Origin of the sequence: Propionispora vibrioides (assembly GCF_900110485.1) — a bacterium.
Taxonomy (GTDB): Bacteria; Bacillota; Negativicutes; order Propionisporales; family Propionisporaceae; genus Propionispora; species Propionispora vibrioides.
The window spans coordinates 16,851-33,174 of sequence record NZ_FODY01000036.1; the positions used below are offsets into that span (position 1 = coordinate 16,851).

General features: G+C 50.5%; 16 protein-coding genes. 13 read left to right on the forward strand and 3 right to left on the reverse strand.

What is annotated here, in order from left to right; translation table 11 throughout:
• Positions 1-117 precede the first annotated feature (117 nt).
• Positions 118-1,089 carry a YncE family protein gene (locus BMW43_RS19380; protein WP_091751770.1) on the reverse strand — a complete coding sequence of 324 codons (972 nt, stop codon included), beginning with the start codon at positions 1,087-1,089 and terminating at the stop codon, positions 118-120.
• Between the two features lie 148 nt (positions 1,090-1,237).
• On the opposite strand from BMW43_RS19380, the gene BMW43_RS19385 reads away from it, so the two are divergent.
• The 5 genes from BMW43_RS19385 to BMW43_RS19405 all read left to right on the forward strand — a co-directional run bounded on the left by BMW43_RS19385 (position 1,238) and on the right by BMW43_RS19405 (position 4,276).
• Positions 1,238-2,428 carry an FtsW/RodA/SpoVE family cell cycle protein gene (locus BMW43_RS19385; protein WP_245732630.1) on the forward strand — a complete coding sequence of 397 codons (1,191 nt, stop codon included), beginning with the start codon at positions 1,238-1,240 and terminating at the stop codon, positions 2,426-2,428.
• A 118-nt stretch (positions 2,429-2,546) separates the two neighbouring features.
• A complete protein-coding gene (locus tag BMW43_RS19390) occupies positions 2,547-2,822 on the forward strand; it encodes a PspC domain-containing protein (protein ID WP_091751773.1) in 276 nt (91 codons plus the stop codon).
• 117 nt (positions 2,823-2,939) lie between these two features.
• On the forward strand, positions 2,940-3,164 hold the full coding sequence (locus tag BMW43_RS19395) for a spore coat associated protein CotJA (protein WP_245732632.1): 225 nt from the start codon (positions 2,940-2,942) through the stop codon (positions 3,162-3,164).
• Positions 3,165-3,349: 185 nt separating this feature from the next.
• The gene (locus tag BMW43_RS19400) at positions 3,350-3,607 is read left to right on the forward strand and encodes a spore coat protein CotJB (protein ID WP_091751776.1); all 258 of its coding nucleotides are present in this window, start codon (positions 3,350-3,352) and stop codon (positions 3,605-3,607) included.
• Between the two features lie 24 nt (positions 3,608-3,631).
• On the forward strand, positions 3,632-4,276 hold the full coding sequence (locus BMW43_RS19405; protein ID WP_091751779.1) for a manganese catalase family protein: 645 nt from the start codon (positions 3,632-3,634) through the stop codon (positions 4,274-4,276).
• A gap of 49 nt (positions 4,277-4,325) precedes the next feature.
• Here BMW43_RS19405 and BMW43_RS19410 read toward each other — a convergent pair whose 3' ends face one another.
• Positions 4,326-5,759, reverse strand: a complete 1,434-nt coding sequence (locus BMW43_RS19410) for a sodium:solute symporter family protein (RefSeq protein WP_091751782.1) — start codon at positions 5,757-5,759, stop codon at positions 4,326-4,328.
• A 410-nt stretch (positions 5,760-6,169) separates the two neighbouring features.
• On the opposite strand from BMW43_RS19410, the gene BMW43_RS19415 reads away from it, so the two are divergent.
• Positions 6,170-7,444, forward strand: a complete 1,275-nt coding sequence (locus tag BMW43_RS19415) for an ammonium transporter (RefSeq protein WP_245732633.1) — start codon at positions 6,170-6,172, stop codon at positions 7,442-7,444.
• A 75-nt stretch (positions 7,445-7,519) separates the two neighbouring features.
• On the opposite strand, the gene BMW43_RS19420 is transcribed toward BMW43_RS19415, so the two are convergent.
• Positions 7,520-8,872: an MFS transporter gene (locus BMW43_RS19420; protein ID WP_091751785.1), complete on the reverse strand. Its 1,353-nt coding sequence runs from the start codon at positions 8,870-8,872 to the stop codon at positions 7,520-7,522.
• 281 nt (positions 8,873-9,153) lie between these two features.
• Here BMW43_RS19420 and BMW43_RS19425 point away from each other — a divergent pair, with 281 nt between their 5' ends.
• The 7 genes from BMW43_RS19425 (at position 9,154) to BMW43_RS19455 (ending at position 16,163) form a co-directional block, all read left to right on the forward strand.
• Positions 9,154-9,984, forward strand: coding sequence for a transketolase (locus tag BMW43_RS19425; RefSeq protein WP_091751788.1), 831 nt, complete (start codon positions 9,154-9,156; stop codon positions 9,982-9,984).
• Entirely contained in the window at positions 9,974-10,921 is a 948-nt protein-coding gene (locus BMW43_RS19430) for a transketolase family protein (protein ID WP_245732635.1), read from the forward strand. The genes BMW43_RS19425 and BMW43_RS19430 overlap by 11 nt, the downstream gene beginning before the upstream one ends.
• Positions 10,922-10,929: 8 nt before the next feature.
• A complete protein-coding gene (locus BMW43_RS19435) occupies positions 10,930-11,799 on the forward strand; it encodes a phosphogluconate dehydrogenase C-terminal domain-containing protein (protein ID WP_245732636.1) in 870 nt (289 codons plus the stop codon).
• Between the two features lie 143 nt (positions 11,800-11,942).
• On the forward strand, positions 11,943-12,695 hold the full coding sequence (locus BMW43_RS19440) for a FadR/GntR family transcriptional regulator (protein ID WP_245732642.1): 753 nt from the start codon (positions 11,943-11,945) through the stop codon (positions 12,693-12,695).
• A 64-nt stretch (positions 12,696-12,759) separates the two neighbouring features.
• Positions 12,760-13,719 carry a D-2-hydroxyacid dehydrogenase gene (locus BMW43_RS19445; RefSeq protein WP_091751800.1) on the forward strand — a complete coding sequence of 320 codons (960 nt, stop codon included), beginning with the start codon at positions 12,760-12,762 and terminating at the stop codon, positions 13,717-13,719.
• A 249-nt stretch (positions 13,720-13,968) separates the two neighbouring features.
• Complete coding sequence (locus BMW43_RS19450) at positions 13,969-15,213, forward strand: glycerate kinase type-2 family protein (RefSeq protein WP_091751803.1); 1,245 nt, start codon at positions 13,969-13,971, stop codon at positions 15,211-15,213.
• A gap of 377 nt (positions 15,214-15,590) precedes the next feature.
• On the forward strand, positions 15,591-16,163 hold the full coding sequence (locus BMW43_RS19455) for a hypothetical protein (RefSeq protein ID WP_091751806.1): 573 nt from the start codon (positions 15,591-15,593) through the stop codon (positions 16,161-16,163).
• Positions 16,164-16,324: the final 161 nt, after the last annotated feature.

The following is a 16,324-nucleotide window of genomic DNA, read 5'->3' on the forward strand; positions in this document are numbered from 1 at the left end:
AGAAATCACTCGCCATCGATCCTTCCGTTAGTTTAAAGACACGCCCTGGCACATGAAAAAAACCTCCTAAGAATTGTTAGGAAGTTTTTTTTTGCTCGCATTGCTTGGCGTGCAGTTTTACTGAGTGTCCGACGCTAGTACGGCAATATAGCCAAGAAATTCGCGCTGCATGTCGGTGATGGACAATAGTCTGCCGTTTACCAGGTCGATCAAACTTAAGTCGGCGAACATGTGGCTGGAAGCGATAGCAAAATCACCGCCAGGCAGCAGATGCAGGCAGGAGATAGAACGGCCGACTGGAATGCGGCCGGTGACGGTTGCTGTAGGGATGTCGATGATCGTGATGGAGGCGCTTTCCTCATTAACAATGTAGGCGGTGTGTCCGTCGGGCGAAAAAGCGGCATGGGAAGGATAAGCGCAGGGAATGCTGCTGCTTTGGCAGTTGCAATAGAGGATGGTCGCGGTAGCTTCGATCTCCGGTGTTTCCGTTCCTCTGCTCATGAGAAATATTCCTTCGCCGGAGGCGCTTTCCGAAGTAAAGGGAATGATGAAATGGCCGTGGGCATCCAGTGTCAGATTGGTCGGTATGCCGGGAATGGTTTGCTCATAAAGGAGCTGTCCCTGATGATCGAAAGCGGCGAAGCTGCCGCCGCCGGGATGCTCCCAGATGCTATACAGCGTGTTATCATCAGCCTGAATACCGACACAGTAGGTCTCCGGTGAACCGGGAGCGCCGCAGGGCGTAACCGACAGGGAGACCAGGTCAAGCCGATGCAGGGAGCCCTCGGCAGTTGCGACAAAAGCCGACTGTCCGTCAGGCGATAGGGAGAATTGGCTGGGCGAGGGAATGGCCAACGGCAGGCGATATAATGCCTGCTGGCGGAGATTGGCTGCCAGCAGTACGCCTTCTCCATTGGCGTCGGCCGGTATGTAAGCTTTGCTGCCATCGGCCGTTACCGCCAGATCGATGGGCGATAGGTCGGTAGAATAGGGCAGTTCACTCATGATTTGCCCAGTGCCGCCATTGATTAACAGCAGGGAATGGGCCAACGCATCCATTGCCAGCAACTGATAGGATATCCCTTCCATAATACTTCACCTCACATGATGATACCGGATGGTTAGTGCTAAATCCGCTTGTCGGCATGATATCTTATGCAGGGCGGGGCAATTTGGTTATTGGGCTGGAGACAAATTTTCTGATATAATGAAAGAAAGTAGATACGGAGGCTTTGCTATGCTGAAAATTCCCAGAATATGGACAGGACCGGCCGAAGCGGTATTATATATTACTTTTATTTTATTTATCATTGGTACGGTTAATGTATTCAGTGCCAGCTTTGTTTTGGCGGGACAACTGCTGGACGACAGCTATTTTTTTCTTAAACGTCATCTGATCAGCTTTGCGATTGGCATGGTCGGTTTGATTATCGCTACGAGGCCGGATTACCGAAAGCTAAACCGGCTGTCGGGGCTTTTGGCTGTTATGACGCTGGGTATGTTGATTGCCGTTCATTTTACCGGTGTCGATGCCAACGGGGCCCGGCGCTGGCTCAATCTGGGGATTAAATTTCAGCCGTCGGAGATTGCCAAACTGGCTTCCATCATTGTGGCGGCCAGTTATTTGGGCCCACGGATCGATCGAAAAAGAAAAATTTCACTCCTGTCCTTACCAGTCATTTTTATTGGCATCATGGGGGTGTTGATTCTTAAGCAGCCCGATATGGGAACCGCCGTGATCGTAGTTGGCCTTTGCCTGATCCTCTATGTGCTGGCCGGACTGCCCAAGCAACAGCTTTACCTGCTGTATGGCGGCGGTGCGGCGGTGCTGGCTTACTTTTCCTATGCCGCTGCCTACCGGATGGACCGGATTACGGCCTGGCTTGATCCCTGGGAGCATCAGCAGGGGATCGGCTACCAGACGGTGCAGTCGCTGCTGGCCATTGGCTCCGGCGGGCTGTCCGGTACGGGACTGGGGATGGGAGCCAGTAAGTTTTATTACCTGCCCGAATCGCATACCGACTTTGCTTTTGCGGTACTTTGCCAGGAATGGGGATTTTTTGGGGCCTTGCTGGTTTTGGTACTGATGGGGCTACTAGCCTGTTATGGTGGACAGATTGCCCGGCGTACCCCGGACGGCTTTGGAAAAATCCTGGCCATTGGTGTCACCCTGCTGGTAGCCGGCCAGGCAGTAATCAATATCGGTATGGTGTCGGGTTTGCTGCCGGTAGTCGGTGTACCTCTGCCATTTATTAGCTTTGGCGGCACGTCTCTGATTGTTAATCTGGTGGCTATGGGCATTTTAATTAATATCGGCCGACGATCGGCACGGTCGGCTGTGCCGATGGATGAGCTTTCCGAGCCAGAGCCGTCGGAAAAACCGGAAAAAAGATTAAAGCTGGTGCAACGGCTAAAAGATCGCCGCTAGAAAGCTTGCTATAAATCCCCGGCTGCCTCAGGCAGCCGGGGATTTTGATTAAAAGAAGCAAGAACCGGTAATACTGTTACTAGCTATTGTTTGTTACGGGATCCGGGAGGTGGCGGTTGTGGTATGGGTAATCCGAGTTGGTGCATACTTATTTAGTGGCTTGACAATATGGCAGTTTATGCAAAGCAATACGACCGGCGGCGGGCCGGTACATCGTCCTTTGGCGATTGATCAGGCGCATGCTATGATCCTCGGGGTGTGTGCCGGAGTCAGCAATTATACCGGAGTGGATGTGTCGCTTATCCGGCTTGTGTGGGTGCTGGCCGGGCTATACCGTGGGGCCGGTGTCGTACTATACATTCTGGCCTTTTTCATTATGCCGCTGGCCAGTTAACCCAGGAATAAAAAAACGATTACCGGCTCTGTCTTATTGGCAGAGCCGGTTTTTTTGTGACATTTGGATAACCGTATACATAACATATACTAGGGTTAGTTGAGAGGAGGATAAAGCGTGGAACGGAGACCGAAGAAAACCTATATGTCACCCGATACTGATGATTGTACCTATGACGAAGAATATATGGAAGGAACGATTTGTCCGGCAGACATGGGGATGCGGCTGGCTCATTCGTACGTGCCTTGGCAATTTTACAAACAGGCCTTTAATCCCCAGGAGGCGCTTGCTAAAGGAACATTATTTCCCGAGCTATATGGCGTTTATAAAATACCCCGCTAGTAGCTTGTCAGTCCTAAAACGGTAGAATAATGACGAGGCTATTTTTTCGTAAGGCAAGGCGGCGGAAGGAGGCATACCCGGGGAGTATGCGGACGACGATGATGCAGGCTTGCGGCAAATGGACCGACAGTATTCACTGAATTAGGATTGATAAGGTGCTAAGTGGGTAAGAGGAGGTGCATACCGTGGACTGTGAGAAACAGGCGGCAAGGCTGAAAAGGATTCAGGAGATGGAATTTGTAGCGGTCGAGCTTAATTTATATCTGGATACCCATCCCTGTGATGAGGAGGCCATTAATGACTATAACTGTGCCGTGCAGGCCCTGCGGAAACTGGTGGAGGACTATGAAGAAGAATACGGGCCGTTGATTCATTTTGGCATGGGCGGCTACAGCGGTGAACCATGGCAATGGTCGCAAGGACCCTGGCCATGGCAGCTATAAGGGAAAAGGAGGAATGTCAGCATCATGTGGCTATATGAAAAAAAACTGCAGCACCCGGTAAGAGTAAGCCGGCCGGATGTAAAGTTCGCCAAAATGGTCATTACCCAGTACGGCGGTCCGGATGGTGAATTATCGGCGTCGCTGCGTTACCTTAATCAACGCTACAGCATGCCCACCGATATGGCCCGAGCTGTACTTACGGATATCGGAACCGAGGAACTAGCCCATATGGAAATGATTGCCGCACTGGTCTATAAACTGACTGAGTGCGCGTCTTGCAAGGATTACAAGGAAGCCGGCTGGGAAGGGCAATTCGTGCAACATGACGGCGGGCTGTTCTGGGCCGATGCCAACGGCGTACCCTGGTCGGCAAAATATATCGCCTGTCTGGGCGATCCCATTACCGACCTGACGGAAAATATGGCGGCGGAACAAAAGGCCCGTGCTACCTATGAACATCTGATTGCCTGTACCGATGATCCCTGTGTAAAAGATACGCTGCGTTTTTTGTGGCAGCGGGAAGTCGTTCACTTCCAGCGATTCGGCGAGGCTCTGAATGTTGTACAGGACTGGATGTGCCAAAGCAAGCATATCTGGACCGGCCATGAGATTAAACGGGAGGATGAAGAACAACCGGCGGGGGAAGACAAAACGAGTGACAGCCCCTGACCGGATAAATAAAAGGAGCAGTCTTGCGGTATGGCAGACTGCTCCTTTGTTACGGGCTTGTTTCTTTGGAATCCTTGGCGGGAAAGAGAACCATCATGCCCAGCATGACAAGCATGGTGGCGACAAGAGCGGTCGATTGGGCGTTTAAAAAACCAAGGCCCTTACCGCCGTAACCAAATTGCAGGACGGCGGTAATAACGATGCCTGTCATAGCGGTGAGGAAGGCGGCTGTCGGGCTTGGCCGCCGGGAAAACAGGCCAAATAGGAGTGGCGCGGTCAGCGAGACCGACATGAGAGAATAAAAGATGGACAAGGCCGCGATGATATTAGGTAGGACGATGGCTAAAAGCACACCGATCAGGCCGGCTACGGCGGTGACCGCCCGATTGATGCGCAGCAGTTTTGCGTCCGCGATGGAAGGGTTAACAAAGGTTTTGTAGAGGTCTTTGGTAAAGGCGGTGGTGATCATATAGAGCACTGCATCGGCGGCACTGATCTCCGCCGAGAAGATGGCAGCTAAGGCCAGCGCCGAAGTCCAGAAGGGCATGCATTCTTTCATGACGGTAGGCAGTGCCAGATCACGCTCGGTAAGCTGCGGCAGCGTCACAAAAGCCGCCATACCGAGGATGACCGGAACCAGGGCAAAGACCAACATGACCAGACCGCACAAGAAGGTACTGCGGATGACTGTTTTTTCGTCTTTGGCACTATAGACTTTCCCGATCAGGGCCGGTGAAATAAAAAAGGAAGGCGTCAGCATCAGGAAAAAACCAACCAGGGAAGTGATGCCGATGCCGTCAAAACTGAAATAGGAGGCAGTCTGGGCCGCATTGCCCAAATGGGCGGCCACCTTATCCTGCAGGCCGCCCCAGCCGCCTACCGCCTGCAGGACAAAGGGCAGGGCGATAGTAAAGCCGAGAAATTTAACGCAGACCTGAATGATATTGACATAGGCGGCCGACAGCAGACCGCCGGCGCCGAAATATAGTACAACCACCAAGGCACCACTGATAATACCGGCTGCTTTAGACATGCCGGCTACCGCCGACAGAATCCAGGCGATGCCCATCAACTGTCCGGCAAAAATAGCGATGCTGCCGATGGCCATCAACAGAGAAATTAAACCGCGAAAACCGGAACCGTAGCGGTAGTCCAGATAATCACCCAATGTATATAGGTTGTGCTTGACGGCTTTACGCCAGATCGCCGGGCCAACCCAGAAGGCCAGAATCATGGTGCCGATGGCGGAGGCGATAATCCACCAGGCCGCCGAGATACCTGTTGTATAGCCAAGTCCGGCGATGCCGACGGTGGAGCCGGCGCCGATATTGGGGGCAATCAGGGTGGCAAATAGTAAACCGGCACCAAATTTGCGATTGCCGACAAAAAAGTCATTAGTGTTCTTTACCCGGTTTTTTAGCAAAAAGCCAATAGCAATTAAAAATAAGGCATAACCAAAAATAATCCAGACATATCCGTTCATTAACACAGCTCCCCCGAATCTCACCAGCCAATAGGCTGACTGTTGTCCATCTGATTTGGAATATATTCATTTTAGAGTATCGACCGGTATTTTTCCAGTAAAAAATTCTACAGGCGAGAGTGCTGTGGTCCATCAACGCTCAAGATACAATTCCCTTACAGATCCTTTTCCGCAAGGCTTTGTTGTCATTGCCTGGTGAAAAAACTTCCTGAACTTAATTTGCACTTTTAAAATTGAGCGGACCGCCAGCGAGATCAGAGGGGAAAATTAAATTAAAATTGATATTGACAGTACCGTGAAAAATGTCTAAAATGATGTAGTAAAATTAACATAACGAAAATGAGGCAATGAAGCCTTCGCTATATGCGAGGGCTTTTTCTGTTTTTTTTTAAGTTTAAGGAGGTTGTCGGATGGAGCAGGTAATGGCAATCAGTGCGGGAGACACAACGTTTGTATTAGTTTCGGCGGCATTGGTCATGTTTATGATCCCCGGGGTGGCTTTTTTTTATGGCGGCATGGTGGGACAGAAAAATGTATTGAACACACTGACCCAGGTATTGGTTGTGCTGGCCATTGTATCAATAGAGTGGGTTGTGTTTGGCTACAGTTTATCCTTCGGACCGGATCATGGCGGGTTGATCGGCGATATGAGCATGCTGGGGCTGCAAGGGGTAGGGCCTGCCGGCAATGCCGATTATGCTCCGACTATTCCGCATTTGGTATTTGTTATTTTTCAGATGATGTTTGCCGTGATTACACCGGCGTTGATTTCCGGTTCTGTCGTAGAAAGAATGCGGTTTCCCGCGTTTGTTGCCTTCACATTTATCTGGAGTGCTGTGGTGTATAATCCGCTGGCTCACTGGGTTTGGGGCGTAGGTGGCTGGCTGCGGGAAATGGGGGCGTTGGATTTCGCCGGCGGTACGGTGGTTCATATCAGCTCAGGCATCGCCGGTCTGGTTGCCTGTGTCATGCTGGGCAAGCGCCGTAAGCAGACCCGGCCGCATCATTTGCCTATGGCCGTGCTGGGAGCCGCTATGCTGTGGTTTGGCTGGTTCGGTTTCAATAGCGGCAGCGCATTGGCGGCCAATGCGCTGGCGGCTAACGCATTTTTAGTGACCCATCTTTCGGCGGCAGCCGGGGCGGCAGCCTGGCTTGTCGTGGAATGTCTGCATGAGGGAAAACCCTCGCTGCTTGGCCTGATCAGTGGCGCGGTGGCCGGTTTGGTTGCCATTACGCCGGCGGCCGGTTTTGTCACGGCCATGTCTTCGATTATTATCGGACTGTTGTCCGGCGGTATTTGTTATTTTTCCGTTACGATTATGAAGGGCCGCCTGGGCTATGACGATTCGCTGGACGCTTTTGGCATTCACGGGGTCGGCGGTATCTGGGGTGCGGTGGCTACCGGATTGTTTGCCACAACATCGGTCAACAGTGCCGGGGCCGACGGCTTATTCTACGGTAACGCCGCCCTGCTGGTACCGCAGCTTGTAGGTGTGCTGGCTGCCTGCGCTTTCAGCGGCATAGCAACCTATGTCATCATGAAGCTGTTAGGCGCTGTCATGGCCATCCGTACAGAGGCGGCAGTCGAAAGCACGGGCCTTGATATCAGCGAACACGGGCAGGAAGCGTATGAACTGACGCTGGCTACGGCGTTGCCTCTGCCCAAAGAGAAGTTTTTGGTCTAGGGGTTTTAGATAGAAACAATAGAAATACCTGCTTTTAAGCCTCGCGCTTAAAAGCAGGTATTTCTTATGGCGTTATTATACTGAAGTATGAGCCGAATCAGGCTGGGGTTCTTCCTCGGGTGATCCGGCCGTAGTCCCGGTACTGACCAGTTTTTCCGGGATGGCCAGTGTTAGCAGGCAGGTTAGCAAGGCGCAGGTGGCCAATACGTACATACTGCTTGTGGTGGAGCCGGTTAGGTCCTTTAGATAGCCTACCATATAGGGCCCGGCAAAGCCGCCAAGATTGGCGATTGAATTAATCAGGGCAATGCCGACCGCGGCAGTTTCTTCGGAGAGAAAAGCGCTGGGCAGCGTCCAGAAGGTTCCGGCAAAACCGTAGATGCCAACCGTACTGAGGGCAATCCAGGCCAGCGACCAGGTGATGTCGGTAGTCAGTGTAAGGGCGATTAGTCCGATAAAAGCAAGGGAAATCGGCAAGCCCACATGATAGCGCCGTTCCATCGTTTTATCCGAGTGCCGGGCCACTGCGACCATGGCGAATACGCCGCAAATATAAGGCAGGGTCGAGATCAAGCCGACCTGGGTATTGGATAAGGTTTTTCCGAGAGCCTTAATAATCTGTGGCACCCACATGCTCAGGCCGTACATAGAGCTTACATAGCCGAAGAAAATAATCGCCAGATGCCAGACTCTGATATTTTTTAACACTTCCCATTTTGATACTTTTGTTTTGGCCAGTTTGTGTTCATGTTCCTTTTTTAACTGATCAATGAGCCAGGTTTTTTCTTCGGCAGTTAAAAAAGTGGCTTGTTCCGGCCGGTCAATTAAGTAGAATAAAGTGATAATCCCTAAGACGATCGCCGGGATGCCTTCCAGGATAAACAGCCAGCGCCAGCCCTCCAGATTCATCCAGTGGACATTGTCCATAATCCAGGTGGAAATCGGGCCGGTGATGATATTGTTCAGCGCCATGCCAGTCATAAATATGGCCAGTGTTTTAGCTAGATGTTTGGAAGGGAACCAGTAGGTCATATAAAGAATCATGCCGGGATAGAAGCCGGCTTCGGCAATTCCCAGGAGAACGCGCAAGATTCCCAACTGGGTAGCATTTTGAATAAAGCCGGTTACGACAGTAACTAATCCCCAGGTGATTAGAATACGGGCCATCCAAAGCCGGGAACCAAGTTTGTGCATGAGTACGTTACTGGGGATTTCAAAAAAGAAGTAGGCAATAAAGAAGATACCGGCGATCATTCCAAAGGTAGTGGAAGAGATGCTTAAGGCCTTGTTCATTTCCAGGGCGGCGAAACTAATGTTAACCCGGTCCATCATGGCCACGATATATAATAAGAAGATAAAAGGGACAATCCTCCAGCGCAATTTGCTGATCAACCGTTCTTCATCAAAGGGAAGCGGATTTGTCGGCATACTCATTCTCCTTTTAAAAGATTAAACATCAAACGTTTAACGTATAGTTGTAATTGTAGGGCTCCAAAATATAATTGTCAAGAAAAAACAGAAAATAATCTTTTTTCATATTATTACAAAATTTTAGCTTTTTTGAGGACTGCAGATCTGTTGGAGTCAGCGGAATTCTAAAAATATAGATTGACAGGTCGTTTTTTTCTGTGCTAATCTTGAGTCAAACATCAAACGTCATACGTATAATCAAAGAGCAGAATCATCAAAGCAAAGGAGTGAAGGTTAGCATGGTTAAAACAGACTGCAGTGACTTGCAGACGATAGCCAACAAAATACGCCTGGATGTTATAAAAATGGTGTACGAAGCAAAAGACGGCCATCCGGGACCGGCGTTTTCCGCTGCCGATATCATCACAGCGTTGTATTTTAAAGTAATGCAGATTGATCCGGCAAATCCTCATTGGAGTGAGCGGGACCGGTTTATTCTTTCCAAGGGGCATGCCTGTCCGGCCTTATACGCTGCGTTGGCCAGACGGGGTTATTTTTCCACTGCTGAGTTTGACGGTTTACGGCGCATGGGTCGCATGCTGCAGGGCCATCCGGATATGAATAAGACGCCGGGCATCGATATGACCTCCGGCTCGCTGGGTAACGGCTTATCGCTGGCTACCGGGATAGCGCTGGCGGCTCAATATCAGAAGAAAGCTTATTATACTTACGTGCTGCTGGGCGATGGCGAGCTGCAAGAGGGACTGATCTGGGAGGCGGCCATGTGCGCCAGTAAATATAAACTGAATAAACTGATCGCCTTTGTCGATCATAACGGCTGGCAAAGCGGCGACAGTGTGGAGCTGGTCAGTGGGCTGTTGCCTGTACTGCCCAAATGGCAAGCCTTTAACTGGCATTGCCAGGTCATTGACGGCCATGATTTTTCGCAGATTCTCGGAGCGATTGAGACGGCCAAACAAAGTGACGGTCCTTCAGTGATTATCGCCAATACGATAAAAGGGAAAGGTTTGTCCTTTATGGAAAACGACAATTCTTGGCACAAAAGAATTCCTACGGCGGAGCAGCTTGCGATGGCCATAGACGTGTTGGGAGGGCAGGATGATGAGTAATTATAAAGGAACACGGGAAGCATTTGCGCAGGCCATGCTGGAGCTGGCCGGACAGGATGACCGGGTTATGTTTGTATCGGCCGACTCCTTAAAAGCGATGCGGGCAACGGCCTTCATGGAGCAGTTCCCGGAGCAATATATAGAGGTCGGCATTGCCGAGCAAAACTCGGTAGGCGTTGCCGCCGGGCTGGCAAGCTGCGGCTTGATCCCCTTTGTAGGTACTTATGGCGGCTTTATTACCATGCGGGCCGGGGAACAGGTCCGTACCTTTGTGGCCTATCCCGGCCTTAATGTTAAGCTTATCGGAATTAATGGCGGCGTGTTCTGTGGCGAGAAGGAAGGCGTTACCCATCAGTTTTTTGAAGACCTGGGGATTGTGCGCAGCATTCCGGGAATTACCGTCATTGTGCCGGCCGATGCCCACCAGATGTATCACGCCGTAAAGGCCGCTGCCGCCATCCCGGGACCGGTGTACATCCGGGCCGGCAGTGGACGGGAGCATGTGGTATATGATGCGGATACTCCGTTTGAACTGGGAAAAATCCGCATTTTAAAAGAATTTGGCACCGATGTGGCTGTGTTAGCCAACGGGTTTATTTTAAACCGGGTATTGGAAGCGGCGCAAATTGCTGCCGAACAGGGAATTCGAGTGACCGTAGCTGATGTGGCAACTCTTAAACCGTTGGATACGGAGGGGATTGCCGCGCTGCTCGAGGCATGCGGTACGGCGGTAACCATTGAGGACCATAACATTATCGGCGGTTTGGCCGATGCGGTAGCCAAGGTAAGCACCGAGCGGCAGCCGGTACGGATTGAGCGAGTGGGATTGCAGGATATTTTCCCCAGTTCAGGAGCGGCAGAAGAAGTGCTCGATTACTATGGCATGTCGGTTGCGGATATTGTTAAGGCCATACAGCGGGCCTATCATAATAAATAGCAGAGGAGATGCGCATTGTGGAGAAAGGTATGATTGTCAGTGTTATTGGGGCAGGCGGAAAAATGGGTACCCGCTGCAGTAATAATTTAGTGAAACATCCGGCTGAAATCGAATTGTATCTGTGCGAAACGGCTGAGGCCGGTATCCGGAGTATCCGGGAGCACGGTTTGACGGTGACGGCGCCGGAGCTTGCAGTGCCGAAGAGTGATGTTATTATCTTGGCCGTTCCTGATAAATTGATCAAGCAGGTATCAGAAGGAATTGTCAAGCTGATGAGCCCAGGCAGTACCCTGATTATTCTGGATCCGGCCGCAGCTGTGGCCAAGGAACTGGCTTTGCGGGACGATTGCACCTTTGCGGTTACCCACCCCTGCCATCCGTCCTATTTCCTGGACCAGGACACGGTGGAGGCACGGCAGGATTATTTTGGCGGGGTAGCCGGCAAACAAGATATTGTTATGGCCAAGATTCAAGGTTCTGATGAGAATTTTGCCAAAGCCCGGCGGGTTAGTGAAATCATGTTCTCGCCGGTGATGAACAGTTATGTGATGGGGGTGAGGGACATTGCCTTTCTGGAACCGACCTTGGTGGAAATACTGGGAGCTACAGCGCTGTACGCTATGGCGGAAACGGTTAAGGAAGCCGAGCGGCGCGGGATTCCCCGGGCAGCGGCCGAATCTTTCATGGCCGGTCATGTATACAATTTGTCGGCTAATTTTTTAGGCAAACTGAATGCCCGGGTATCCGATGCCTGCCTGGTGGCTATTGAGCTTGGCAATAAACTGGTACTGCGGGAAGACTGGAAAAAAATCTGGGATGACGAGGTTTTGGACCGGAGCATTGCGACGATGCTGCATCCTGAGCAGCATAAGCTGTAATAGGATTGATCTGGCCCGGCTGCTCTGAAATTTTGTGCAGTAAGTTGATTCCTCAATTGCATACCAAAAATAGCTAATGATATAATGAAGGCAATATTGGATGTATGCGAATTGGAACAACAAAGGAGCAGAGATACGTGGAAATGAAATATGATAGAGAGCCGGATCTTTCCATCATGCTGTCCCCCCGGCCAAGCCAGTCTTCGGTCGACTATGTAATCAGCAGCATTAAGGAACTCTTGTTAACAAAAAAAATGGTGCCCGGTGATAAGCTTCCGGCTGAAATGGAACTGGCCAAATTATTGTCGGTCAGCCGGGGCTCCATCCGGGAGGCTATGAAAATTTTGGCGGCCTTTGGGATTATTGAGATAAAACGGGGCGATGGGACGTATGTCTCGTCGGACATTGAGGGGAAGGTGCTGTTTGATCCGCTCTTGTTCAGCTTCATTTTGTCACAGCCGGAGTTCGAGGAGCTTAAGGAGTTAAGAATGCTGCTGGAAAAGGATGTTATCCGTCTGGCCATTAAAAACGCCGGTGAAGAAGATATCCGGGAACTGCGGCAGTGTTATGAATCGATGGAAATACTGAAAAACGGCCAAGAGAAAGATTATGACAGACTATTAAATTTTGATTTGGAGTTTCATCATATTTTGGGCAAAATCACTAAAAACCGGTTGCTGGAAAAAATATACCGGTTTGTTATGGAGTATTTTAGTCCGTACATTGCGCAGAGCATGCGTAACCATACCTATTTTAGCCTGGAATCCAAAGAGACACACCGGAAATTGCTTGATGCCGTGGAACGGCGTGATTTTGTGTCAGCGGAGGAAGCGGTGGAAAACTCCGTGGAAGTTTGGGAAACGCTGATTTTCAAGTCCGGTGGGGAAACCAGGTAATCGATGGTTTCTTAGCTTCTGTTCTGTACGGGGTATATCGTAAACTGATAAATGAGGTGTACCGATGAAAATTGTTGTTTTGGATGGATATACGTTAAATCCGGGCGATTTAAGCTGGACAGAACTTGAGAAACTAGGTGAGTGCACCTGCTATGACAGAACACCTCCGGAAAACATTGTCGAAAGAATTAGTGATGCCGCGATTGCTTTCACCAATAAAACGCCGCTGACCAGGGATATATTACAACAGTGTCCGGCTCTGCGTTATGTGGGCGTATTGGCCACCGGGTATAATGTGGTGGATGTGGCTGCTGCGAAGGAGCAGGGGATTATCGTTACTAATATTCCCACTTACGGGACAAGTGCCGTTGCTCAATATGTATTTGCCCTGCTACTGGAGATTTGCCATCATGTAGGTGCCCATTATGAAGCGGTGCAGGCCGGTGAGTGGGCGCAGCGCGGCGATTTCAGTTTTTGGAACTACCCGTTGATTGAGCTTAAGGACAAAACGATGGGGATTATCGGTTTCGGGCGGATTGGTCAGGTTACGGCACAAATTGCCAATGCCTTTGGCATGAAGGTGCTTGCTTATGACAACTACCGGAAAAAAGAATTGGAGACCGATGTGCTGCGGTACGCCGAACTGGATGAGATTTATGCCTGTGCCGATGTTATCAGCCTGCATTGCCCCTTGTTTGATTCGACCAGGGGGATGATCAATAAAGCTTCACTGGCCAAGATGAAGCCGGGTGTCATCATAATCAACACATCACGCGGGCCCCTGATTGTTGAGGAGGATCTGGCCGAAGCGCTGGCGAACGGGCAGGTATTTGCTGCCGCGCTGGACGTTGTGGCGACAGAGCCGATTGAGGCAGACAGTCCGCTGCTTAGTGCGCCTAACTGCATCATTACCCCTCATATTGCCTGGGCGCCAAAAGAGTCCAGGGAACGGCTGCTGGGGATTGCCGTAGATAATTTGTCGGCTTTTTTAGCCGGCTCCCCTGTTAATGTGGTTAATTCCTAGGCTGTGTCTTCAAAATAGCGGAATGATTCATAGCGAGTGATTTTTGCGCCAGACGAGTTGAATTTTTGCAGGAATAGCGGCCCCTATTCCAAAAAAAATTAATGAAGTGTGGCACAAAAAGCGCCGCTAGGGTCGTTTCGGATAAGTTGAAGCCACGCCCTAAATATGTCATGTAATACAGTGTATAGTTACAGTCTATATATTGTATTACATGATTTTTTATCTGCACGATAAGAGAAGAGGGATAGGATGACTGATCTACGGGAAGATGCAAGAAGGATTGTCAATGAGGCTATTGCCGGGGTGCTGCCCAACCAGGCGGTGGAAGCTGCTCTGGCAGATCGCCGATTTCCCGGCAGGGTTTATCTGGTTGCTATCGGTAAAGCCGGCTTTTCAATGGCGCAGGCGGCTGCCAAGGTGCTTGGACCGGCTCTGGTCAAAGGGGCTGTTCTTACTAAATACGGCCACGCCCAGGGGCTGCTGGAGCGGATTGAAGTAGTGGAAGCAGGACACCCGGTTCCTGACCGGAATACGCTGTATGGCACTGAAAAAGTGTTGGCGCTGGTTGAGGGGCTTACGGCAACAGATACCGTACTCTTTCTGGTGTCCGGCGGCGGTTCCGCCTTATTTGAAAAACCGCTGCCCGGTGTGGATCTGACCGATCTGGAGAAGATCACACAGCAATTGCTGGCCTGCGGTGCCGATATTGTTGAAATTAATACAATCAGAAAGCGGCTGTCTGCAGTCAAAGGCGGGCGCTTCGCACACTTGTGCCGGCCGGCTCAGGTGTTTTCTGTTATCCTGTCCGATGTGCTGGGTGACCGGTTGGATTCAATTGCTTCCGGTCCGGCCTGGCCCGATGCCGCGACGGTGGAGGACGCGTTGGCGATTGTCGAGAAATATAAATTGTCACTGCCTTCCTCGCTGTTGGCCAAGCTGAAGCTGGAAACACCCAAGCAGGTGGATAATGTTACCGTCATGGTCACCGGCAGCGTGAAAGCCTTGTGCCGGGAGGCTGCTGCCGCAGCGGCAAGACTTGGTTACCGTCCGGTTATTCTTACCACTCAACTGACCTGCGAGGCGCGGGAGGGAGGACGGTTCTTAGCGGCGATTGCCCGGGAGATCCGGGATGGTGGCTATTTGCAACCGCCCTGTGCGGTCATTCTGGGTGGCGAGACCGTCGTAAATGTAAAGGGGAAGGGCAAGGGCGGTCGAAATCAGGAATTCGCCCTTGCCGCTGCCGAGGGGATCGCCGGGCTGGCGGATACGGTGGTTATTGCTGCCGGGTCGGACGGTACGGACGGCCCAACTGATGCTGCCGGCGGGCTGGTCGATGGCCAAACCCAGGAGGTGCTCTTGCGGCAGGGGCTAAAGATAGGGGCGGTTTTGGAAGACAATGATGCTTATTGTGGACTGGCGGCTTGTGATAGTCTATTACTGAGCGGGCCGACCGGGACCAATGTGAATGATGTAGCTGTCCTGCTGTGCCGCTGAGCTGGCTGGTAAGATAATGATTGGCAAAAGCCGGAAGAATGGATGAGATCCGTTCTTCCGGCTTTTTATATCGTATATTCAGCAAAGACGGACTATGCTTGTACTGCTAAGCGGCGGATAAAGTAGCCGCAGCCAAAGGCAGGGTGAATAATGATTCCGCTTATAACAACAGGGGAACGCTGCCGGACTCTTAAAAAGGGTATTGGTAGGCGAGATTGCTTTTTACAGAAAATAATTTTGGCAAATAAATTTCAGGAATGGTTACATTTTGTTTAGGAATTGTTTAGATTTTATTTCTATACTAGCGGTAGCGATGGGTTTGAAATTTTCAATTTCCCCGGTTTTTATTGATAGTGTAAAAATAAGGAGGGTTTATTTTGGAAACCAAAATTTCGTTTTTTGAAAAGGCGAAAGTAAAAGCAGGCAAAGGTTTTTCAGCAATTCCTGTTAAAAAGGTTGGTCTGACGCTTATTATCTGTATGGTTATTGCCGGAGCAGGCGGTGTATACTGGCACCAAGAAAAGCTGGATGAACATAGGAGAATTGTACAAGCCAGGACAAGGATGATTGAAGCACAAGCGGCTAAGAATAATATCACGCTGCTTGACCAGGAAGCAGTCAAAAGGATTGTAGCAGAGGCGATTGGCGTTGATGGCAGTCAAATCGAATATAAACAAATAGAGCTTACGACTAAAGATAACGAACAATACATGGAAAAAAGAAGTGAACACAGTAAAGGTTATGAGAAACTGATGATGAACGACAAATTCACCTGGAAGCCGTTGGCAATGGAAATGGGACCGATTGTGGCAACAACAGCAAAAGTGGATAATCCGGTCGCTTCCTATCCGTTTTACAAAGTGACCTGTAAGGCTAATGGTATTAAATATCGGTTACAGGTTGATGCTGTTACCGGACGGGTTTTAACCAGCAAAGTGAATGGTGATTGACAAGGGAGTGAAGGTGAGTCTAAGGTTCCTAGGGAATCACTGATTTATTCACACTGCACATCCTGGCGGATCTTTTTCCGTCTGGCTGCGTCAGCAAAACCTTGAAATAGGGACCGCTATTCCTGCGGTTTTACTTCCTTGCCAGCCGAAAAAATCTCTCG

What these genes read in the sequence shown, in the direction of transcription:
- BMW43_RS19380 (WP_091751770.1), bottom strand. Translation starts at nt 1,089, where the DNA reads ATGGAAGGGATATCCTATCAGTTGCTGGCAATGGATGCGTTGGCCCAT.
- BMW43_RS19385 (WP_245732630.1), top strand. Translation starts at nt 1,238, where the DNA reads ATGCTGAAAATTCCCAGAATATGGACAGGACCGGCCGAAGCGGTATTA.
- BMW43_RS19405 (WP_091751779.1), top strand. Translation starts at nt 3,632, where the DNA reads ATGTGGCTATATGAAAAAAAACTGCAGCACCCGGTAAGAGTAAGCCGG.
- BMW43_RS19410 (WP_091751782.1), bottom strand. Translation starts at nt 5,759, where the DNA reads ATGAACGGATATGTCTGGATTATTTTTGGTTATGCCTTATTTTTAATT.
- BMW43_RS19415 (WP_245732633.1), top strand. Translation starts at nt 6,170, where the DNA reads ATGGAGCAGGTAATGGCAATCAGTGCGGGAGACACAACGTTTGTATTA.
- BMW43_RS19420 (WP_091751785.1), bottom strand. Translation starts at nt 8,872, where the DNA reads ATGCCGACAAATCCGCTTCCCTTTGATGAAGAACGGTTGATCAGCAAA.
- BMW43_RS19425 (WP_091751788.1), top strand. Translation starts at nt 9,154, where the DNA reads ATGGTTAAAACAGACTGCAGTGACTTGCAGACGATAGCCAACAAAATA.
- BMW43_RS19430 (WP_245732635.1), top strand. Translation starts at nt 9,974, where the DNA reads ATGATGAGTAATTATAAAGGAACACGGGAAGCATTTGCGCAGGCCATG.
- BMW43_RS19435 (WP_245732636.1), top strand. Translation starts at nt 10,930, where the DNA reads ATGCGCATTGTGGAGAAAGGTATGATTGTCAGTGTTATTGGGGCAGGC.
- BMW43_RS19440 (WP_245732642.1), top strand. Translation starts at nt 11,943, where the DNA reads ATGAAATATGATAGAGAGCCGGATCTTTCCATCATGCTGTCCCCCCGG.
- BMW43_RS19445 (WP_091751800.1), top strand. Translation starts at nt 12,760, where the DNA reads ATGAAAATTGTTGTTTTGGATGGATATACGTTAAATCCGGGCGATTTA.
- BMW43_RS19450 (WP_091751803.1), top strand. Translation starts at nt 13,969, where the DNA reads ATGACTGATCTACGGGAAGATGCAAGAAGGATTGTCAATGAGGCTATT.